18 protein-coding genes and 2 pseudogenes are annotated in these 23,077 nt (G+C 30.6%); 16 read left to right on the top strand and 4 right to left on the bottom strand.

Annotated features, from left to right (window positions below; translation table 11 throughout):
• Positions 1–53 precede the first annotated feature (53 nt).
• The 5 genes from CKL_RS13730 to CKL_RS13710 all read left to right on the top strand — a co-directional run bounded on the left by CKL_RS13730 (position 54) and on the right by CKL_RS13710 (position 5,755).
• Entirely contained in the window at positions 54–791 is a 738-nt protein-coding gene (locus CKL_RS13730; RefSeq protein ID WP_012103145.1) for a LytR/AlgR family response regulator transcription factor, read from the top strand.
• Between the two features lie 169 nt (positions 792–960).
• Complete coding sequence (locus CKL_RS13725; protein ID WP_012103144.1) at positions 961–2,112, top strand: alpha-xenorhabdolysin family binary toxin subunit A; 1,152 nt, start codon at positions 961–963, stop codon at positions 2,110–2,112.
• 60 nt (positions 2,113–2,172) lie between these two features.
• Complete coding sequence (locus CKL_RS13720) at positions 2,173–4,530, top strand: hypothetical protein (protein ID WP_012103143.1); 2,358 nt, start codon at positions 2,173–2,175, stop codon at positions 4,528–4,530.
• 2 nt (positions 4,531–4,532) lie between these two features.
• Positions 4,533–5,387, top strand: a complete 855-nt coding sequence (locus CKL_RS13715; protein WP_012620777.1) for a hypothetical protein — start codon at positions 4,533–4,535, stop codon at positions 5,385–5,387.
• Between the two features lie 38 nt (positions 5,388–5,425).
• Positions 5,426–5,755 carry a hypothetical protein gene (locus CKL_RS13710; protein ID WP_012103141.1) on the top strand — a complete coding sequence of 110 codons (330 nt, stop codon included), beginning with the start codon at positions 5,426–5,428 and terminating at the stop codon, positions 5,753–5,755.
• Positions 5,756–5,950: 195 nt separating this feature from the next.
• Here CKL_RS13710 and dapB read toward each other — a convergent pair whose 3' ends face one another.
• Positions 5,951–6,766, bottom strand: a complete 816-nt coding sequence (gene dapB / locus CKL_RS13705; RefSeq protein WP_012103140.1) for a 4-hydroxy-tetrahydrodipicolinate reductase — start codon at positions 6,764–6,766, stop codon at positions 5,951–5,953.
• A gap of 347 nt (positions 6,767–7,113) precedes the next feature.
• Here dapB and CKL_RS13700 point away from each other — a divergent pair, with 347 nt between their 5' ends.
• The 5 genes from CKL_RS13700 to CKL_RS13680 all read left to right on the top strand — a co-directional run bounded on the left by CKL_RS13700 (position 7,114) and on the right by CKL_RS13680 (position 12,514).
• Complete coding sequence (locus tag CKL_RS13700; protein WP_012103139.1) at positions 7,114–7,734, top strand: GntR family transcriptional regulator; 621 nt, start codon at positions 7,114–7,116, stop codon at positions 7,732–7,734.
• A 401-nt stretch (positions 7,735–8,135) separates the two neighbouring features.
• Positions 8,136–9,263: a betaine/proline/choline family ABC transporter ATP-binding protein gene (locus CKL_RS13695; protein ID WP_012103138.1), complete on the top strand. Its 1,128-nt coding sequence runs from the start codon at positions 8,136–8,138 to the stop codon at positions 9,261–9,263.
• Positions 9,263–10,852, top strand: coding sequence for an ABC transporter permease/substrate-binding protein (locus CKL_RS13690; RefSeq protein ID WP_012103137.1), 1,590 nt, complete (start codon positions 9,263–9,265; stop codon positions 10,850–10,852). The genes CKL_RS13695 and CKL_RS13690 overlap by 1 nt, the downstream gene beginning before the upstream one ends.
• A gap of 171 nt (positions 10,853–11,023) precedes the next feature.
• Positions 11,024–11,983, top strand: coding sequence for a 3-hydroxyacyl-CoA dehydrogenase family protein (locus CKL_RS13685; RefSeq protein ID WP_012103136.1), 960 nt, complete (start codon positions 11,024–11,026; stop codon positions 11,981–11,983).
• A gap of 3 nt (positions 11,984–11,986) precedes the next feature.
• Positions 11,987–12,514 carry a 2'-5' RNA ligase family protein gene (locus CKL_RS13680; RefSeq protein ID WP_012103135.1) on the top strand — a complete coding sequence of 176 codons (528 nt, stop codon included), beginning with the start codon at positions 11,987–11,989 and terminating at the stop codon, positions 12,512–12,514.
• 71 nt (positions 12,515–12,585) lie between these two features.
• On the opposite strand, the gene CKL_RS13675 is transcribed toward CKL_RS13680, so the two are convergent.
• From CKL_RS13675 to map, 3 genes are all read right to left on the bottom strand, one after another.
• Positions 12,586–13,446 (bottom strand): TerC/Alx family metal homeostasis membrane protein, encoded by an 861-nt coding sequence (locus CKL_RS13675; protein WP_012103134.1) that lies wholly within the window; start codon positions 13,444–13,446, stop codon positions 12,586–12,588.
• Between the two features lie 324 nt (positions 13,447–13,770).
• Positions 13,771–14,460 carry a flavin reductase gene (locus CKL_RS13670; RefSeq protein WP_012103133.1) on the bottom strand — a complete coding sequence of 230 codons (690 nt, stop codon included), beginning with the start codon at positions 14,458–14,460 and terminating at the stop codon, positions 13,771–13,773.
• A gap of 239 nt (positions 14,461–14,699) precedes the next feature.
• Positions 14,700–15,455: a type I methionyl aminopeptidase gene (gene map / locus CKL_RS13665; RefSeq protein ID WP_012103132.1), complete on the bottom strand. Its 756-nt coding sequence runs from the start codon at positions 15,453–15,455 to the stop codon at positions 14,700–14,702.
• A 274-nt stretch (positions 15,456–15,729) separates the two neighbouring features.
• On the opposite strand from map, the gene CKL_RS13660 reads away from it, so the two are divergent.
• From CKL_RS13660 to CKL_RS20905, 6 genes and pseudogenes are all read left to right on the top strand, one after another.
• Positions 15,730–16,497 carry a LamB/YcsF family protein gene (locus tag CKL_RS13660; protein WP_012103131.1) on the top strand — a complete coding sequence of 256 codons (768 nt, stop codon included), beginning with the start codon at positions 15,730–15,732 and terminating at the stop codon, positions 16,495–16,497.
• Positions 16,498–16,522: 25 nt separating this feature from the next.
• A complete protein-coding gene (pxpB, locus tag CKL_RS13655; RefSeq protein ID WP_012103130.1) occupies positions 16,523–17,266 on the top strand; it encodes a 5-oxoprolinase subunit PxpB in 744 nt (247 codons plus the stop codon).
• Positions 17,257–18,273, top strand: coding sequence for a 5-oxoprolinase subunit C family protein (locus tag CKL_RS13650; RefSeq protein ID WP_012103129.1), 1,017 nt, complete (start codon positions 17,257–17,259; stop codon positions 18,271–18,273). Before pxpB ends, CKL_RS13650 begins: the two co-directional genes overlap by 10 nt.
• A gap of 593 nt (positions 18,274–18,866) precedes the next feature.
• The gene (locus CKL_RS13645; protein ID WP_012103128.1) at positions 18,867–20,843 is read left to right on the top strand and encodes a methyl-accepting chemotaxis protein; all 1,977 of its coding nucleotides are present in this window, start codon (positions 18,867–18,869) and stop codon (positions 20,841–20,843) included.
• 454 nt (positions 20,844–21,297) lie between these two features.
• Positions 21,298–21,786, top strand: a pseudogene (locus CKL_RS13640) (nitrogenase component 1); the annotation flags it as partial.
• A pseudogene (locus CKL_RS20905) lies at positions 21,783–23,077 on the top strand (nitrogenase component 1). The pseudogenes CKL_RS13640 and CKL_RS20905, both read left to right, overlap by 4 nt.

The following is a 23,077-nucleotide window of genomic DNA, read 5'->3' as shown; positions in this document are numbered from 1 at the left end:
CTACCCATTTGATAAGTCAAGAGTATTTTTGGGAATTTCTTTGGAGGAAAAATATGAAAATAGTTATTGTTGATAATGAAATTAACGCACTTAACTATCTAGTAAATATACTTAGTATATATGAAAATATTACTATTGAAAAAACTTTTACTGATTCTGTTGAAGCACTTGTCTACCTGTTAAAAAATCAATGTGATGCAATTTTTTTGGATATTGAAATGCCCAGTATTAATGGAATGTATTTAGCAGAGCAGGTAATTAATTTGTATCCAAGAACTAGAATATGCTTTGTAACTGCATACAATGATTTTGCAATAAAAGCATTTGAGATTAATGCTATTGATTATATATTAAAACCTTTCACTGAATCAAGGATAGAAAATAGTATAAAAAGAATAATGAATTTACTTGAAAACAATAGCTGTAATATAAATGAGGTGAGTAATAGTTATGAATATGATTTAGACATGATTTGTGGTTTTAACAATGAAGAAATAGTTTTGATAAACTATGATGAAATTTTTTATATTGAAATGTTAAATAGAAAAGTTTTTATTCATTTAAAAGATAACATATATACAGGTAATAAAACCCTTAATTTTTATGAAGAAAAGCTTAAAAAACGCTCATTTTTCAGGTCACATAAATGTTACATAGTTAATTTGGCTAAAATAGATAGATTTAAACCAAGAATTAATTATACTTATGATATGTATTTTAAAGAAATAGATGATGTTATTCCCCTCAGTAGAAATAAGGTAAAACAATTGAAGATGTTCTTTAATATTTAAAATTTTTTCGGCTTTTATTATTTACACATCACAGTCGACTGTATAAACAATAATTTTGCTTGTTATGCGTTGTTTAACATATTATTCCTCCCAAGTATTATAATCTGATTAATAATACTTGAGAAATACAAAAAGTATATTTATATATATAAATAAGGAGGATAACTTTATGAAGGAAATAGTTTTAAAGGATGGAAATGTTCTTAAAGTAGATTTGGCTCCAGGAGAATTATTACCAGCAGATAATAATCCATTTTTAATGTCAAGATCAGAATTTTTAGCCGTTCAGGCTTATGTTGAAAATGGAACTTCACTGCCTAAATCAGCGGAAGAAATGACAAGCAAGCTGAAGATAAGTGCTGAAGATGTAAATGAATTTAGTGATTTGATTAATGTATATAAAAGTATTTACGATCACTGCTATAATTTTAAAACAGTAGTTTTTCCTATGACTGTCACTCTTGCCGCTAATATAAGCCACTATAATACTAAAGTGCCAGTATATTATGGAGCACTGAATCCGATTATTGCTGCATATAATAATGGATCTTTATCAGAGGAAGATGCAACAAAAAAATTAACAGCTATACTGACAAATCTTCAAAATACAGCTCAAGTCTATGCAGATGATTGTAAAACAGCTAAAGAAAATATTATTCAATTTGCAGAGGATACAAAGAGTGATAAAAGTTTATTAGATCCTCTGTCGGATAGGTATAAAAAAGCTTATGAAGGTAAGGGCGGTGAAATAGATACTCTTTTGAAGGAAATAGACAATGATAGTAAACAGATTAAGAAATGGCAGGATGAATATGAACACGATGTAACTGTTGCAGCTACAACTCCTACTTATGCATGGATAATACCACTTGGAACTATTGCTGCTGGAATTGTTGCTGGAATATATGGGAAAAAAGCAACAGATGCCCTTGATGATATACACAAATATCAAAAAAAATTGGAATCTGCACAAGAAGATCTTAGAAAAGCCCTTGTACTGAGTAATGATCTAAGACTTGCAAACGGCAGTATGGACGGAATACTTGAGAAGCTGCAATTAGCACTACCTGTTATTGAAAAAATGGAAGGAATCTGGGGTTCACTTTCTGATGATTTCAATAATATACTTAGTGTAATTCAAAGGGATATTAAAGAGGCAGAATGGATTATTAAGGATCTTGGTGTCCAGGAGGCTATTGATGCATGGGCAAAAGCAGCTGCTATAGCAGATAATTATAGAGCAAATGCGTATATAACAGTAACAACAGAAGATGATATAAAAGCAGAACCTGAAAAATACATTATTCCTGAAACAGCATAAGATAAAGTTTCACCATATTATATTTTTGTGCTTTCATTGAAGTGAAAGGAGGTTATAAATATGAATGAAAATCAGTCAAAAGATTGGAGTGAACTGTATCAGTCAGTTTTAGAACAGGTATATATACCATCTACATCAAGTGAGAACTTATCTGGAGAAACAGTTATTGTAAGGGATATGCTTATAAATCTTGAAGATGTTTATAATAAGATTAGGGAGAAAGGAATAAAACCACGAATTATTTCCATTTTTGCAGATGTAGTTAGAAAGACAGATGAAAATAGTATTTTAATAAATAAGGATTCAGCTCTTTTTATAGTTGCACGCCGTATTGAATTTAACGTAGACAGCAGTATAATATTAGATTATCGAGAAGGTGGAATAGGCAAGCTAGTTATATATGCACATGAATTTCAAAGCAATATTAAAGTAAAAGGTGTATTTCCAGGAAATAAACCAGATATTTTAGAACTCATTACCCCAAAAAAGAAAGGTATAGTAGTTTCTTCTTCGGAGGGGAGACTTTTAATAGAGGATTTGGATAAGTATTATGAGGATGGCTTTGAATATGGAAAACCTCTTAGAATGAATATTGTTTCAATTTTTCAGTTCGCCACCATCCTCTTTTACTCAGCACCCGATATTGCACAATCCATGTTAGAATGGATATCGGATATAACCACGGGGTCTAAAGCTGCCGTTGATCTTAATATTAAAAGTTCTGCCCTTCTTGTAAATCTCAGAATGTCAACGAGTCCAGTGACTTTCGTACCATATCTTGACAAGGATGTTTATGCAGATTCCTTTGACTCATTTATATGTTCAGCAAGTTCATATGAAACTCAATATCAGAGGTACAGTGATGAAAAACTTTCTTTTGATGATCGTAGAAGTGCTGCACAGAATATGCTTGATAACTACAAAGATATCTGTAAATATAATAAACAATTGATTTTACAAGCTGATAGTAATTACAGAATAGCTCAAGGGTCAGAGATCCAGGCTAGCTCAACCTTAAACATACAACAATATAAAGTAAAACAGGCAGGAATTTCCTTTGAATATGAGTCAAAAAAGTGGGAACGTGACCAAATTATCAAAGCTGTATTTTCAATGGCTGCAGCACTTGTGGAATTTTCTGCTGCTGTAGCACTTATGATGGTAGGCGATGAAGCAGCAGCTGCGGGAGCAGCAGGTGCTGTGAAAAATGGAATTGCTGCAGCAGATGATGCAGCAAAAGTTGCAGATAAGGTAAAAGAATTATCGGCTTTTGCAAAAGCAATGGAAAATCTGTCAAAATCCATGAATAACCTGGAGAAATTAGCAAAATTTCTTAAGACCACATATGAGACAATTGATAAAATTATTACTGCTGCAAAGAAAATTTCAAGTGCAGATGAAAATATAAGTGTTGAAATTCCTGATACAGATTCAATTTCCACAGAAGCAGATTGGGATGCATTTCTAGTGGATGCTGAGTTATTTATGAAACCAGCAATAGATGCTGGGATTCCTGGCGCACTGGAGTATAAAGCAGAGATAGATAAGTTAGCTATATACGGAAAAGCCTATATGGCCACTCAGATTGCAGTGGTAAAGGCTGGACAGGAACTTGCAAGGTTAATACTTCAAAGAGAAGTAGATCAGAATCAGGAAGTAAGGCTAAAAGAATATGTAGATAAACTTTCAGGGCAGATTAATAAAGATGATGAAATAATGCAGGCTTTTTTTGAAAGAGAATTAAATGTAAAATGTTGGATATTTATTGCTGTACAAAATTATGCAGGAGCATATCGTTACTGGGGATTAAGGGATTCGAGAATTACATTGTCTATAGTAAAGCCTGTAGAGCAATTAGAAGAGGATATGGGTATAATTACACAGGAATATTCAGAGGTACTTGAATCTTTTAATCCTCCACCTCAGGATTTTCGTGGTATTGTAGTTACAATACCAGATACGAAGCAGGGCAATTTTCACAATGTTGTACAAAATCTTAAAGAGAATCGTTCAGTAGCTATACCAATAAGTCCAGATGCTGCAGAATTCAATGGACTGGATCGTGTACGGCTTACAAGGGTGAGAGTTTGGCTTATAGGGGTTGTGGCTTCTAAAAATAATCCAGTGTATATAGAAATTACAACATCAGGTATTTACTATGATAGACTTAGAGAAGAAAATTTTGAATTTTCTTCAGCATCTTTAAGACGTGTATTTAAGTATAATGGAATAGTAGGAAATGAAAGTTCCATAATTATAGAGGGTGAAGTGGAAGAACGCAGTAAATACAAATATTTTCAGCCAACGCCATTTACACAGTGGACTATAAGTGTGCCTGAAGCCTATAATCAAGGCGTTGATTTGTCTACACTTGAAGCAATTCAAATTGAATATGCAGGTAATGTTATTGCTCATTAAAATTGAATATTTTAATGAAGGAGATTAAATTAAAAATGAAAATATTAGAATCGATAAAAGGAATTGGACCTGATTTGTTAAAAATTTCAAACAATACTCCATTTGAAGTTACTATTGACGAGTGGAGTATTATTAAAAGTTATGCAAATCAAATTATAAAAATAGGAAGCGAAGCCGAAGAAAACATTAAGGCATTCATTTCATCTTTTCAGATACTTAAAAAGTGTGCAGTTAAATGGGAGGAGTCTATATTCTTAAATATCATTAAACTTTCAGATTATTTGTATAAATTTGGAATGGAAACGGTAAAAGTAGAATATTGTAAGCTTAAGGATATTTTATGTTCTGTTCAGGGCATGAAGCCCTCAGAACATGATAGACTACTATTTCATAAGGCTATTTTAAATTGTATTAATGAGATTGAAAATATTATTAACTTATCATCAATAGTAATAGAGGATTTGATAGATTTTTCTAATTCTATTGAAAATACATATAGGGAATGTCAACAGTATATGTATATAAGGGCAAATGATTGGATAATAAATATAGATTCTAATTCCAAAATGAAAAATGCTTGCGGGATGGATATTGTACAACAAACAATTCAAGCTGTGGTTGAACTCTCTTTACTTATGATTAAAATACATACACCTCCATTGGCAGATATACAGAGGTTTAGAGGTGTTTGGGCCTCAATTAGGGAGGATTTAGACTATATTGATTTAATATTTAATAAAGAGATTCAAATAGATGAACCTTTTATAGTCAGTATCAATATTAGTGTAGCTATATCGGAATGGGAAAGGGTTGCAATGGAAGCATATGATTTTTCAAATAAGGCTAAGCTTCTTTAAGATGGTTAAATTAAAATGTTAAAATTACGAGGTGCTTTATGGCGGGAATAAAAAATTTTACAAACAGTACGGATAAAAAGCTAGCTATTACAATTTATATAAGGGATGGAGAAAATCCTGGAAATACAGCTGGAACCCAACAGTTTAGTTTGGACAGATTTGAGACAAAACAGATAACTTATGGTAATGCACGTAATATTTATCTAAACGGTATGAATGTGGTTTCCATGTATGATGGGCAAGTTACAGGTGAGCAAAAATTTATTATACAAAGAGGAAGTCCGTTGGACGATTTATTTAATAGAAATAATCACATATGGATAAAAGTTATTGAAAACCTTTTTGATATAAGCAGCTCAAATGATTAAATTACCAATATATTCTGCATGAGAGAATATATAATCAAGAATTTTCTGCAAATTTAGAGGCTTATCATAATTATGATAAGCCTCTAAATTTTTGATTTTTTATGGTGAAATTATAATGTAAGAAATGAATTTATATTATTATGTGAAATTGTTAATAGGTAAAATATTTGAAAGTTATAAAAAACTGATTTTATGCTAACATAAAGCGCTATCCATGGTATCAATATATTTATAAAGTATTCTTTTAAGATCTAGTATATTTTTCATTTCATAATATCCAGATTTTTTATAGATATAGTTTACTGCATTGATGGCTCCTTCGGCGAAAGCTTTTCTTGAAAAGGATTCATGGCTTATTTCTATTTTATCATTATCCCCTACTATGAGAACATGATGTTTTCCAACTACACCACCAGCACGTACAAAATTTATAGGTATGTTTTTGTTATATATTCCCGCGGATTCAAGTCCATTTTCTATTTCAGAAGATATTTTTAAAGCAGTACCAGAGGGTGCGTCTTTTTTATTTTTATGGTGAATTTCTGTAATTTGAAAATCATATTTGTTTAATATGTTTGCAGCAATATTGCTTAAAAGCATTACTACATTGACTCCTAAAGTAATATTTGGAGCGTACACTATGCCGTTATTAAATCTATAAGCCATATCTTGAAATTTACTGATATCATCTTTAGTAAAACCCGTAGTACCTATTACTAAGTTTACTTTCATCTTGGAGATTGTCAAAGCATTTTCCATAGTAGATGAAGGCTTTGAGAAGTCTACAATTACATCTGGCTTAGTTTTAAAAATAATGGATTGAAGCTCATCAGAAGTGCTTATTTTTATTTCTGTTTTATGAGTTCCAAGTAATTCTCCTAAGTTCATACCTTTTTTTGTACTTTTAGGGCTGCATATTGCTGCTACGATTTTCATATTGTTTTGTTCTGAAATTCCTCGGGCTATATGGTGTCCTGTTTTACCTAAACCTATTAATCCTACTTTAATCATGTTAGTTACCTCCTTTTTATTTTTATAAAGTTTAATTTATCCGAACGCGGTAATTAGCTAATGCGCCTGGATAAGTTCTTCTCTTGATATAAATTAGTATTTAACAATATCAACAACTTCATTATACAATAAAAGTTGTTTGTTGTCATTAATAACTAATTATATTTTGTTTTTTTATTTATACTTATTTTTATTATGAATGTTGTGCAGCAGTAATTTTTATTTATAAATTAGTTAAATTATTATTTACATACAGCTAAGAATAATCTATACTAATTAATGGCTTAAAGAATGTATTTGAAAGGGGGAATTGCTTTAGGATTAGACGGTCTTAAAGTAAATCTAAAATGTCATCACAATATGTTATGAAACCTGTGTATCAAAAAATAGCAATAGATATAGCGAATAGAATAGTAGCTGGGGATTTTTCTATAGGTGATAAACTCTATGGCAGATCCTCCCTTGCAAGCCACTATAATGTCTCTCCTGAAACTATCAGAAGGGCAATGATTCTTTTAAATGATATGGATATTGTGGAAGTAACGAAAGGCAGTGGAATCATTGTTAAATCTGTAGATAACTGTTTAAAATTTATAGGCAAATTTAAGGATATAGATTCTATGAATTTCTTGAAAAAGGAAATGCTTGATTTATTGGATGAAAAGAATATATTAGAGAAAAAAATTGAAGGAGTACTTAATGAACTTATAGATTATTCTAATAGATTTACCAGCACTAATTCTTTTATACCTTTTGAGTTTAAAATATATAAGGGATTCGATATTATTGGAAAGACTATATCTGAATGTAGGTTTTGGCAAAATACTTTTGCCACTATAATAGGTATAAGAAGAAGAGGCAAATTAATACTTTCTCCAGGGCCCTATGCTGTATTTGAAGAAGATGATGTTTTTATAGCCATAGGTGATGAAGCAAGTTATTATAGAATTAAAAAATTTATTTGTTAATTTAAATATATAATTTAGAGAACATAGATTTTATTTAAAAAAGTCTATGTTCTTTTATTTTCATCTATATTAGTATACATAATACAATTAATTTTGTATTTTTACTTAAATTTTTTGATTTGATAAATAATTAGATATGATATTACTATTTTAAAATTTCAAAACTTTAATTTTTTTATTTTAATATAAATTACAAAAAGATTTTTTAAGACCATATAAGCTTCAGGTTTATAGTAAATTTGTTATATTATATTAAAATATGGATAGTTTTTAACAATTTTTTACTATTATTTACTTATATAAGTCTTATATTACTGTTGGATAAATGGCGGAAATCTTTACAAAGTGACAACTTTATGATAAATTAAAGTTGTTACTGATTTTTAAAAGGAGGGATTATGTTGATAGAATTTAAAAATGTAAGCAAAACTATAAACAACAAATCTATTATTAATAATATAAGTTTAAATGTAGATAGGGGAGAATTAGTAACTTTTATCGGCCCAAGTGGTTGTGGAAAAACTACTACTTTAAAAATGATCAATAAATTGATAACTCCAAGTTCAGGTGAAATTTTTATAAATAGAAATAAAATTGAAGAGGAGGACACTATCAAACTTAGGAGAAATATAGGTTATGTAATACAACAGACAGGCCTTTTTCCTCATATGACTGTGGCTGAGAATATATCTTTAATACCTAATATTGAAAAAATGGACAATAAAAAAATTCAGGAAAGGATGGAAGAGCTATTGACTCTGGTAGGTATGTCTCCTAAAGATTATATGAACAAGTATCCCAATGAATTAAGTGGAGGACAGCAGCAAAGAGTTGGAATAGTAAGAGCACTGGTCATGAATCCAGATATAATATTAATGGACGAGCCTTTTAATGCATTGGATCCAATAACAAGAGGTCAACTTCAAGATGAAATATTTAATATTCAACAAAATTTTAAAAAGACCATTGTCTTTGTAACTCATGATATGGATGAAGCATTAAAACTCGCTGACCGTATATGTATTATGGGAAAGGGTACTGTGCTGCAATTTGATACCCCAGAAGAAATATTAAAAAATCCAGCTAATGATTTTGTACGGGAGTTTATCGGAGAAAACAGAATTTGGAATCAGCCGGAGTTAATTAAGGCAAAGGATATAATGATAAAAAATCCAATAAAATCAAGCGGAGAAAGAACGGTAGTACAAGCACTTGAAATAATGAAATCAAATCATGTAGATAGTTTGCTTGTGGTGAATGAGAATAATAATCTAATAGGACTTGTTACTTTGAAAAAAATCAGACTTAATATGGATAAAAATAAGAGGCTAAAGGATATTATGGAAACAGAGGTGATAACAGTTAGTTTTGAAGATTCCATAGTAAGCGCTTTAGAAAAAATGGAATATAACAAAATGGGATATATTCCTGTTATAGATGATAAATTAACTTTAGTAGGGCTTATTACTAGAAGCAGTCTTTTGTCTGTAATGAGTAATCAGTTTATTAATAAGGATGTGGATATCTAGTGAATACTATAAATAATTTTTTTCAATTTGTCATAGATAGAAAATTACAAATATATAATCTTTTCATAGAACATATAGAGCTAACGCTGTTCGCAGTTTTAATATCTGTGATCATAGGAATTCCCTTGGGAATGTTTATAATAAGAAATAGGAAGCTTTCCACCGGGGTAATTGGAGTTGCAAATGTTATACAATCTATACCCAGTCTGGCTTTACTGGGTTTTTTAATTCCGGTGCTTGGGATAGGAAGTAAACCTGCAATTGCCATGGTAGTTTTATACTCCCTACTTCCAATTATAAAAAATACCTTTACAGGACTTACTAACATAGATGGTTCTATAATTGAAGCTGCAGAGGGACTTGGACTTACTAAAAGTCAGATTTTAATAAAGGTTAGACTGCCTCTCGCAATGCCAGTTATAATGTCTGGCATAAGAATATCGGCAGTTACTGCAGTGGGACTTATGACTATTGCAGCTTTTGTAGGAGCTGGAGGACTGGGATATCTGGTATTTTCAGGAGTACAGACTGTTAATAATAACATGATTCTGGCAGGGGCAATTCCAGCTTGTTTTCTAGCTATATTCTTTGATTTTATTATAGGAAAGATTGAAGATATAGTAACGCCTAAAGGTATAAAAGTTTCACATAAAAAATCAAAGAAAAAAACTAATAAAAATATTACTAAAATATTAAAGAATAAAAAACCTATTTTAACAGTGGTGGCCTTATTGATATTGGGTATTATTGCATTTATGACGTATAGTGGATTAACTAAAAAAACCATAGTAGTTGGCTCAAAAAACTTTAATGAACAGATAGTACTTGGAAATATGGTTTCTTCTTTAATAGAGTACAATACGGATTATAAAGTAGATAGAAAATTAAATTTGGGAGGCAGCAGTGTGGTTTTTAGTGCCATGAAGTCCGGCAATATAGATTTATATGTGGAATATACAGGTACAGGACTTGTAAATATAATGAAACGAGAATCTATAAGCGATGCAGACCGTGTTTATGATATAGTAGAAGATTATTTTAAGAAAAACTATGGTATGCAATGGCTTAAACCCTTAGGATTTAATAATACCTATGTGCTGGCAATGAAAAAGGAATTGTCAAATCAATATAATATAAATACCATATCGGATTTGACAAAAATAAGTAATAGTATAAATTTAGGCTGTACTATGGAGTTTGCTAACAGAGATGATGGATACCCGGGACTTCAAAAATTATATGGATTAAATTTTAAAACTGTAAAAGGTCTAGATGGGGGACTTAGATATTCTTCTCTTGAAAATGATGAAACTCAGATAACAGATGCTTTTTCTACAGATGGACTGCTTAAGAAATTTGATTTGAAACTTCTAAAAGATGATAAAAACTTTTTCCCTCCTTATTATGCAGTTCCTTTGGTGAGAGAAGATGTATTAGAAAAGTATCCTGAAATTAAACCAATACTCTTAAGCTTAGAAGGAAAAATTACGGATGAGGATATGAGAGAAATGAATTATAGAGCAGATAATGGTGAGGATCCTAAAGTAATAGCAGAAGATTTCCTGAAAGAGAAGGGATTAATTAAATAAGGTGCTGATGAAGCATCATGGAAGCATTAAATATAATGTTTGGTAAAGGTGTTTATTGCCGAACATTATATTTTTATATATGCAGGAAATTAAAATGGAAGCCCTGAATTTTAAAAAATATGGAATATGGGTTATAATATAATCTATAAATATAGAATTCAGGAGGATGTTATGGATATAAAAAATGTAGCTGTACTTGGTACTGGTACTATGGGAAATGGAATAGTTCAGCTTTGTGCGGAAAGCGGATTAAATGTAAATATGTTCGGGAGAACTGATGCCAGTTTGGAAAGAGGGTTTACAAGTATAAAAACTAGTCTTAAGAACCTTGAGGAAAAGGGAAAAATAAAAACCAATATATCAAAAGAAATATTAAAAAGGATAAAGGGCGTTAAAACCATTGAAGAAGCGGTAGAAGGCGTTGATTTTGTAATAGAATGTATAGCTGAAGATTTAGAACTTAAACAAGAAGTATTCTCTAAGCTAGATGAAATATGTGCCCCTGAAGTTATTTTGGCTTCTAATACTTCAGGACTCAGCCCCACAGATATAGCAATAAATACAAAGCATCCTGAGAGGGTGGTTATTGCTCATTTTTGGAATCCACCACAGTTTATCCCATTGGTAGAGGTGGTACCGGGAAAACATACTGATTCAAAAACCGTGGATATAACTATGGATTGGATTGAGCATATAGGCAAAAAAGGGGTTAAAATGAGGAAAGAGTGCCTTGGCTTTATAGGTAATCGTCTCCAGCTTGCATTGCTTAGAGAGGCATTATATATAGTTGAACAGGGATTTGCAACGGCAGAAGAGGTAGATAAGGCTATAGAATATGGCCATGGAAGAAGATTACCAGTTACGGGTCCTATATGTAGTGCAGATTTAGGAGGACTTGATATATTTAATAATATATCTTCCTATCTATTTAAAGATCTTTGCAACGATACTGAACCCTCTAAACTTTTAAAAAGTAAGGTGGACGGTGGCAATTTAGGCAGTAAGACTGGAAAAGGTTTTTATAATTGGACACCAGAATTCTTACAAAAAAAGCAAAATGAAAGAATCCAGCTGCTTATGGATTTTTTGGAAAAAGATAAAAATGATAAATCCATTGAAAGGAATATATAATATATGGAGAGATATGTCATAGTGTGTACTGTAGGTGGCGGTGCATTAAAATTTCATGAGAAATTAACTAATGATGTCTGTTATAAATTCAATAAAAAACGTACTAAATTGCCGGCCCATTTTACAATAAAAGCACCTTTTGAAACTAATAAAATTGAGGATATAACAAATATTTTGAATAAATTTTCTAAAAGCAATTATAAGTCACCAATAAAAATTGAAGGTTACGGAGCATTTAGAGAAGATGTAGTTTATATGGATATAAAAATGTCATCACAAGCTAAAAAAGTCCACGATAGTTTTATAGATGAATTAGAAAAGGTACCGTGGGTAAAATTCAAACACAATGAAGGAAAAAATAAAGTTTTTCATTGTACTATAGTATCTAAGAGAATAAAGGATAGATTTAAAGAAATATGGGATTATGTTAATAATTATCCCTGTGATTTCAATGAATATTTTGATAATATTTCTCTTTATATGTGGAAAAGTAATACGTGGGTATTGGTAAAAAGGTATGAACTTATTTAAGTATTTTAAAACTTAGTTGAGGAGACTTTAAGTCTCCTTTATTTTATTTAAGATGGTAGTTTTTTATACATCTATATAATATTTTTAGAAACTTCAGAAGAACAAGGTGATTTTTTTCTTTTATTTAAAATAACAGAAGTTAAAATGCTTGCTGACATTATTATAAATATAATTAATAGTGATACTATTATTGAAATATTTATGTGAAAAAAAGTAATTGAAAGTTTAATACCTGTAAATATCAGTATGCACGCAACCCCGTATTTAACATAATCAAATTTGTTGTGAAGTTTTTCAAGAAGGAAATACATGTTTCTAAGTCCTAATATAGCAAATATATTTGAAGTATATACTATAAATGGATCTGTAGTTATAGAGAATATAGCAGGTATTGAATCTATTGCAAAAATTATATCTGAAAGTTCTATTAGTATTAATATAGCAAATAATGGAGTGGCATACAGTATGCCATTCTTTTTAGTGAAGAATTTCTCTCCGTCCAATTCTTTGGAAACAGGAATTATTTTATTAATTAATTTAATTATTTTGCTGTTATGAAAATCCTTTGATTCATTATGTTTAAAAAACATTTTAATACCACTTACTATAAGTAATAGGCCAAATATATACAGCATCCAGTGAAATTTGTCAATAATAGTTACTCCAAGTATTATAAATATAAGTCTCAATACTACTGCGCCGAAAATTCCATAGGTAAGTACTCTTTTCTGATATTCTGGTTTTATTGAAAAACTTTCAAATATAAGTAAAAATAGAAAAATGTTATCAAGACTTAGGCTCTGTTCAATTACATATCCCCCTAAAAAAGATAGAGCTTTTTCAGGTCCCATAAAAATATAAATTCCTATGTTAAATGTTAAAGCAAGTCCCACCCAAAAGCATAGATGTAATAAAGATTTTTTTGTAGACATAAAATTTTACCTCCAAATTCTTAATTAATTATCAGGGCATTAAATTTATAATAAAAATAAGACCTTTAACGTAGTTCATAATTAAAATAAACTTATGAACTATGTTAAAAGTCTTATTACCCCATAGGGCTTACAAAACCAGATCCTTAAATTTGGATCGAAATGTTGACTTTGTAACTTAAAATTACTCCCCTTCAACTGATTATTAAGTTTTTAATTTCTTATTTGTATGTTATTATAAAATTTAATAATTGTCAATTTAAATTATAGAAATTTCTTAAAAGAAATTTCTATAATTTAAATTTTAAAATCAGATTAGGTTATTTAATCCAAAGGTTTAAATTTTGCTTTGCCTACGCCACAGACTGGACATTCCCAGCTCTTAGGCAAATCTTCAAATAATGTACCTGGTTCAACACCAGAGTCAGGATCTCCAACTGCAGGATCATAAATAAATCCACATACGGAACATTGATATTTAGGAGCATCTTTTACTGGATTATTTTTATTTGCTGCATGAGTTGGTGAGGTCTGTGGAGATTTACCACGTTTTACGTCCTGATAATATGCATATGTCATAGGATCTATATCCTTTATTAATTCTGAATTAAGTACTTTTCCAACGAATATAGTGTGGGTATCTATGTCTATTTCTTTTTCAACTTTTAATTCAATCCATGAAGCGGCATTGTCAAGAACTATTGGAACGCCACTTGCACCTGCCTTGAAGGATACTCCAGAAAATTTATCAGTAGTTCTTCCGGATTTAAACCCAAACTTACCTACAAATTCTAAAGGAGTTTCCGTGGAAAGGGCAGATACCCCTATTAACTTGCTTTTTTGTATATATTCATGAGTAAGATTTTGTTTATTAATACTTACAGCAATTCTAGCTGGATCTGATGTTATTTGAAAAACTGTATTGGCAATCTGTCCATTTTTCTTACCTTCAGAGATAGAGCTTATAACATATAAGCCGTAACTTAGTTTATAAAATGCTTTATTATCAATCATAATTCATATACTTACATAATATTAAAATTTAATATGTAAGTAATACCTCCTCTCAATTTATATATTATTTAAAGTAGTGTATTAAAAGTAGTATTTAGTTACCTCCTCCCTTTTTTTATATAAAATGTTTTCTTAAATAGATTATACACTAAAAAAATTACTTATTCAATAGTTTTTATAGTTTTTTAATAACTAATTTCAAACAATAATAATTATTTGAAATTAGTTATGTTATATACTTATATATTATCTTGATCTGTTAGAATTATAGGTTCATTTTTGGTGATGGCAATAGTGTGTTCATATTGTGCTGATAAGCTGCCATCAGCAGTGCGTGCAGTCCAGTTGTTAAGATCCAACAGGGTTCTATAGGTTCCTATATTTATCATAGGCTCTATAGTAATTACCATGCCTTCCCTAAGTTTTAGTCCTCTACCTGGTTTTCCATAATGAGGCACTACCACATCATCATGCATAACTTTGCCAATACCATGACCTGTGTAATCTCTTACTACGGAATACCCTAAAGATTCTGCATAAGTTTGTATAGTGTGTCCAATATCTCCTATTCTATTTCCAGAGAAAGCTTTCTTTATACCTTTATAAAGGCATTTTTTTGTAACTTCCATAAGATTTTTAGCTTCTTCTGAAATTTTTCCTACTGAATAGGACCATGCAGAGTCAGCTAACCATCCATCTAGGTTTACCACCATGTCAATGGTAACAATATCTCCTTCTTTTAAAGGTTTATTTGTGGGAAAACCGTGGCAAATTTCGTCATTTACAGAAGCACAGGTTGCATAGGGAAATCCCATATAACCTTTTTGTTCCGGTTTTGCTCCATGTTCTTTCAGATATCTCTCTACAAAAGAATCTATTTCCATAGTGGTTAAACCTGGTTTTATTATTTTTCTAATTTCCTTATGACAGGATGCCAGTATTTTTCCAGCTGCTGCCATGTAGCTTATTTCCTTATTAGTTCTTATAGCTATCAATATTTTCCCCTCTATCTTAAAATTTATAATATTTACTCTATTTTAACATATTTATAAATAAAAAATAATAATATTTTTTATTTATAACATATCTATTAATAATTACTTCGTTGTTGCTTTTATAAATGTTAGCTATAATTATAGATATTAAACAATAGATTTAATTTTAGCAAGTCACAGTAAGTTCTCCTAAAATTTAAGTGGAGGAAAGTATTCCTTGTGATGAATTTCTATATAGAGTTAATAATTATTTCATTGGAAAAGGAGCGGATAAATGTATAAAATAGATTTAAATTGTGATTTGGGAGAGGGCTTTGGAGTCTACAAAATGGGAAATGATGAAGAAATATTAAAATATATTACTTCCGCTAATATTGCCTGTGGATTTCATGCAGGAGATCCTAAAATAATGCATGAAACTGTAAGGCTTTCATTATTAAATGATGTGGCAATTGGAGCACATCCTGGATTACCGGATTTAGCTGGATTTGGAAGGCGTAATATTAATGTATCTCCTGATGAAATTTATGATATGGTGGTATACCAAATAGGAGCACTTTATGCTTTTGTAAAATCTGAAGGGGGTGTCATGCATCATGTAAAACCTCATGGTACACTTTATAATATGGCCGCAAAGAATAAAAAACTTGCCAGAGCCATTGCAGAAGGTGTATATAATGTGAATCCTGAATTTATTCTATTTGGATTATCTGGAAGTGAACTTATATCTGAAGGAAATAGGATAGGACTCAGAACGGCTAGCGAAGTATTTGCAGATAGGACTTATCAATTAGATGGTTCCCTTACCCCTAGAAGTGCAGGAAATGCTGCGATAATTACAGATATTGATAAAGCAGCAGAAAGAGTTTATCGTATGATAAAATATGGATTAGTTATGTGTGAGCAGAAAAAAGACATTGGAATAAAGGCTGATACTCTATGTATTCACGGTGATAACCCTCACTCATTGATTTTTGTACGTAAAATCAATAAACATCTCAAGGATTTGGGGGTTTATATAGAAAAAATAATACATGAATAATTTAAAGTTAGGTGATTAGATCATTATGAAACAGTATAAAATTGAATGGAATATTTTCCCTATGGGTGAGTCTGCAATTTTAATAGAATTTGGGAGGAAAATTGATAAAGATATTCACAAAACAGTTAGAATGTTTGGGGAATACCTTCATAAACATCCTTTTGAAGGAATGATAGAATATGTGCCTGCTTTTTCAACAGTTACCATATTTTACGATATAATTAAACTAAGAACTAAGAAAGCTTACAAAGGAATAAAAAAATCTTCCTATGAAATAGTTTCTTCTCTGATTAATAATATGCTTGATAATTTTAATGTATCTATAGACGAAGAAGAAAGGATTGTGAAAATTCCTGTATGTTACGGGGGGCAATTTGGACCGGATCTTCAATATGTTGCTGAATATAATAAAATTTCTGTAGATAGAGTAATAGACATTCATTCTAATAATGATTATATTGTATACATGATTGGATTTGCCCCTGGATTTCCTTATCTGGGAGGAATGTCTGAGAAAATAGCTGCTCCAAGGCGCAAGTCACCCCGCAGATCAGTTCCAAAAGGTTCTGTTGGAATTGCAGGAATGCAAACAGGTGTTTATTCAATAAGTACTCCTGGAGGGTGGCAAATTATTGGGAATACACCAAAAGTACTTTTTTCTCCTTCCACATGTCCGCCAAGTATTTTACGTCCAGGTGATGTGGTGAGATTTTATCCTATTTCTCCTGGTGAATATGATAAATATAAGGAAAGTGAAAATTGGATATAAATGTTTTAAAGTCAGGGTTTCTCACGACTATTCAAGACTTAGGGAGAGCTGGGTATCAAAAGTATGGGGTTATAGTAGGCGGTGCCATGGATACTTATGCACTTCGCATGGGAAATATTTTAATTGGCAATAGAGAAGGAGAAGGAGCACTAGAAATTGCGCTGATTGGACCTTATTTAAATATGAAAAAAGGTACCCTTTTTTCCATAACAGGAGGGGATTTTTTACCAACCATAGATGAAAAACCTGTACCTATGTGGAGACCTGTATATTTAAATAGGGATGCTATATTAAAATTCAGTAATTGTAGAGTAGGTTGTTATGGCTATTTATGTGTTGCAGGGGGATTTGATTTGCCGGAAATTATGGGAAGTAAAAGTACGTATATTAAAGCTGAAATAGGAGGCTATAGTGGTAGAGCTTTGAAAAAAGGTGATAGAATTAATCTCAATTCTCCAGAGGCACAGTCGGTTAATATTATAAATGTACTGAGGAGGAAATTGCCATCGAAAATATTTACTACAGTGAATTGGTATGTAAAAGGATGTAAGGAGGGAAATTCTACATATGGTTTTATAAGAGTTATTAGAGGAAGGAATTTTAAAGATTTTACTAAAGGGAGCTTAGAGAGATTTTTCCACAATCCTTTTAAAATTTCCCATGAGTCTGATAGAATGGGATGCAAACTGTTAGGGCCTACATTGAAATTGAGAAAAACTTTTGACATGATTTCTGAAGCAGTTTCTTTTGGCACAGTACAAATTCCCCCGGATGGTAATCCAATTATACTGTTGGCGGACAGACAGACTACGGGAGGGTATCCTAAAATTGCAGAAATAACTTCTGTAGATATTGGGAAAATTGTACAAATGAAACCTGGCGAAAAAATTATATTTGAGGAAATTTCCTTAAAGGATGCAGAAAACTTGTATTTTTATAGAGAAAAATATATAGGTGATTTAAAGAAAGCTATATATTTAAAAAATTCTATTAATTTCGAAATATAATTGGAATTTACTAGTTCTATTAATTTTTTTAATATTCAGTTGACTTATCAGAATTTTTAAGGTATAATATAAACAAGAAGAAAGTAAAAAATTCTTCTTAAAAATCCTAGCTCATAATTTAATGTAAGTTGAATTGTTAAATACTTTAAAAGATAGTTAGGGTAAGAAATGCAGTTGATTTATTGTGGATAAAGGTTTATGTTTACAAGAATTGCTGTTGTGTACAAATATTAGTCTGTTAGAGATTAGTTATTAGTAAAATGTGTTCCTATGAGACATCTGATTTATAATATTTAAATTACTATAAGTTTCATGATGTGCTTAATAGTATAAAAGAGTAACCGAAAAAGAAAGGTGATAAAAATTCAAGTAGAACCAAATTTTTTATATGAGCTGGGATTTTAGCCACCATTTAGTGTCATTTAGCTAAGTGGTGGTTTTATTTTTTGATAAATAAAAATTCTATGTTGAATTATGCATATTTATGGATTTTAAAAAACATATATGGTAACATATGATAATGTGATTTAGGAATGGGGCATCTAAAAATAAACAAAAATATCTAATGTAAAGAAGGAGGTTAAATATATTATATGTTAAAAAAAATATCATTAGAGTATAAGCTTATTACTATATTAATATTAATTGTCTGTATACCGCTTTTATTAATATCCATTATAAGTTTTCATATGGCATCAAAGCTTACATATAATAAAACAAGCCAGCTTACCATGGAGATATCCAATGAAAAATCTTCATTTATAGAATTACATATTAATTCAGTGAAAAATTCAATACAAGCTTTGGCTATTGATAAATCCATAATTGATGGTGATGAAAATGGCATGATTGATGAACTTGAAAGTATAACTGACAGCAATAAGGATATAATGCAATCATATGTGGGAGACGAAGGGAAGAACTTTACAATATACCCTAAAACTGAATTACCTTCAGGATATGATCCTACAACTAGAGATTGGTACAAACAGGCTGTGGCTTTTCCCGATAAGGTATTTATAACTGAACCTTATAAAGACGCTGTTACGGGTAAAATTGTTATAACCGCTGCAAAAAAAGTACAATCTAGTAATGGGAAGATAACAGTGGTAGGCATAGACATGGATATATCTACTTTATGTGATAAAATAGCATCTACTAAAGTTGGAAAAACAGGATATTCCATATTAACTTTGTCTGATGGCACAATTATTGCACATAAGGATAAGAATAAATTAATGACTAATATAAAAAAAGAAATTCCATCTGCGCAAATAATTTTGAATAAAAAAAGTGGGGAGTTACAATATAATGATGGGAGACTCTTGAATATAATCGGATTTAGTCGTTCTGATGAAACAGGTTGGATATCTATAGCTGTTCTTCCGGAAAGTGATTACATAGGGGATTTGAATTCAATTATAATAACGGTTTCAATAATTTTGGTTATTATAATTGGAATAGTTATTATATGTGGAATAGTTATTGTAAAATATATAACTAGCCCCCTTTTAAGAATACAAGCTTTTGCAAAACGTCTTTCTGCCTGTGATTTTAGTACTCCTATACAGATAAGAAGAGGAGATGAATTTGGCCAAACCGCCGAGCTGCTTAATACTGCACAGAAAAATGTTAAAGAACTTATAAAGACTATAATTGATAATTCTAGAGATATTACTTCTTTTAGTAAAAAACTTTCTAATTCGGTAGAAGAAATAACGTTAAAATTTAAAATTATAGATAGTTCAATAAATAATATAGTAAATTGTTCTCAGGAAGTCACCTCCTCTACAGAAGAAGTGACTGCATCCATAGAGGAAATAGATGCCAATGTAAATGAATTATCAAATAGAGCTGAAAATGGGAATAAAAATGCAAATGAGGCTAAAGTAAGGGCACTTTCCATAGAAGAGAATGTAAAAAATGCCATAGATGAGTGTAGAAACATTTATAAGGAGCAAGAAGCAAGTATATTAAAAGCTATTGATGATGTAAAAGTGGTTGTAGAAATAAAGGAAATGGCAGATATGATCTCAAGTATTGCAGAACAGACTAATTTATTGGCTCTAAATGCCTCTATTGAGGCTGCAAGAGCAGGAGAACAGGGCAAAGGATTTGGCGTAGTTGCACAAGAAGTAAAAATTTTAGCAGAACAATCTTCGGAAATAGTTTCTACCATACAAAATACCGTAATAAAGGTTCAAGAAGTTTTTAATAATCTTTCAAAGGCAAGTAATGAATTATTGAAATTTATTGATAAAAATGTAAATATGCAATTAGATAATTATTCAAATACAGGAGCCCAATATTTTAAGGATTCTGAAATCACCTATAATATTTCTAAAGATTTAGCCGCCATGACAGAGGAAATAAAAGTTACAGTAGATGAAATAACTAATACCATAAGCGGTGTTTCTGAAATTGCACAAAAGTCATTAGAAAGTACTAATGAAATTAAGAGTTCCATAAATTATGCAACTGAAGGTATTATACAAGTTAGTAAAGCTACAGAAGAACAATCTGATTTGGCACAAAAGCTTGATGAAAGCATTCAAAAGTTTAAAGTCTAGTTCAGCTTAAGAATTTTTTACATAGATTTAAATTTATATAATTATTATATTGACAAAAAATTTTCCAAGTAGTATAGTAATAAAAAATGGTGTATTTGACAATAAATACACTTAAACTTATATTTTTATACTATTAGGTTAATTATAAATCTAATATAAAAAGTATAAGGTTAATTTAAATCATACCCAAAATATTAGTTAGTTCACTAGAGATACCAGAGGCTAGTTTTATTATAAAGTAAAACTGGCCTTTTTAATTTACTGTAACAATAAAAGTTATTTAAGATAAGGCTAACTGGAAAACCAGAGGTATTAAGTATTATAAATTTTACTTAGTATCTCTTTTTTATTATAATCATTTCAATAAATACTAAAAGGAGATGAAAAGTATGTCAATTAATTTTAAAACCTCGCTTTCTCAGACGAGAGAAGAGCGGGTGGGGGCTATTACAGGTTAAGTGCAGTACTTGGAATGGGACCTGGCTATACTTTTGAGGTATCCCGTGTGCTTCAGGAACTTGGTATTGAAATAGCATGGGCAGGTGCATAGCATTATGATAGAAAGCACGATAGCGGTATAATTCCCCCTGCTGTTAATTATTTAATGAAAAATTCATCTCATAATATAAGATTAAGTGTAACTGAACAACAAAATTATGAAATATTGAATATATTAAATGAATATCATCCAGATATATATTTTTCAAGGCACCCTGGAACTACTGTATGGGCTATAAAACAGGGAATACCTGCCTTGTGTGTAAATGATGAATATATGATTTTTGGATATAGGGGAACATTGAACTTTGCATATAGTGTGCTGGATACAATCAATAATAGAAGTTTTGAAAAAAATCTTGCGTCTAGAGTTAAATTGCCATATACGGATTGGTGGTATGAGCAGAATAATTCAACATTTTTAAAGAAAGGTATGGTAATATAACAAAGATATTAGAACAACCAAGATATAAATGCGCTATGGCAGCTATGCGGACTGTACATGGAATAACCAGAGCTATTCCTATTTTACACTCTGGACCTGGTTGTGTTGAAAAGCTTGAAAGAGATTTTGGAAGTTCAGGATATTTTTTATCGCATATATTTCCATGCACTAATATAAGTGAAAAAGAAGTGATCTTTGGAGGAGAGGGTAAAATCAAAGAAACCATAGAAAATGCACTTAAAGTAATAGATGCAGATCTTTATGTAGTTTTAACCAGCTGCAGCTCAGAGATAGTTGGAGATGATGCAGAAGAAGTAGTACGTTCATTTAAAAATGCAAAAAAACCTGTGATATATGCATCGACGCCTGGATTTAAAGGTAATAATTATTTGGGTCATGAATAGGTGATTGAAGCTATTATTGAACAATATTAAAACCTTCTTACAAAAAGACTAAAGGATTTGTAAATATATGGGCTAGTATACCTCTTCACGATCCATTTTGGCTCGGTAATTTAAGGTAATTAGAAAAGCTTGTTTCAGAACTTGGATTAACCCCCAATACAATATTTGGATATGGAAGAGGGATTGATAATATAGATAAAATACCAGAAGCAGAATTTAATCTTTTGGTATCCCCATGGGTAGGGCTTGATAATATGAAACTTTTAGAAAATAAATTTGATACACCTTATTTTCACTATCCAGTATTGCTCATAGGGGCTTTTGAAACAAGTAAATTCTTACGTGCGGTGGGTGAGCTTGCAAAAATAGATAGAAAAAAAGTAGAAGATATCATTGAAAGGCATGAACAAGAATATTATTATATAGAGCGTTTTGCAGATGTATTTCTTGAGACTCGTGTTATGTCAAAGCGTTTTGTAGTAATTTCAGATGCCCAGTACTGTGTTGCAATTACCAAGTTTTTAGTAAATGATTTTGGACTCTTCCCTTCAAAACAATATATAACTGATGACACTCCTGTAAAATATCAAAATAATGTAAAAGAATATTTTGAAGAATTGAATGATGGCATAGAAGCAGAAGTAGAATTTTGTACAGATGGATATAGGATAGATAATGAAATTAAAAATACGGATTTTTACGGATATCCGTTGATTATAGGAAGTTCCTGGGAGAAGAAAATAGCGGAAGAGACAAAGGCACATTATATTGCTATTTCATGGCCTGTTTTTGAGAGGCTTATAATAAATAGTTCCTATGTAGGATATTCAGGCGGACTTAAACTCTTAGAAGATATATATTCTGTGGTTCTTACAAGATTTAATTGA

The sequence above is a fragment of the Clostridium kluyveri DSM 555 genome, from assembly GCF_000016505.1.
GTDB lineage: Bacteria > Bacillota > Clostridia > Clostridiales > Clostridiaceae > Clostridium_B > Clostridium_B kluyveri.
Note: the sequence above shows the minus strand (reverse complement) of the source record. Positions and strands in the feature narration are given on the sequence as shown.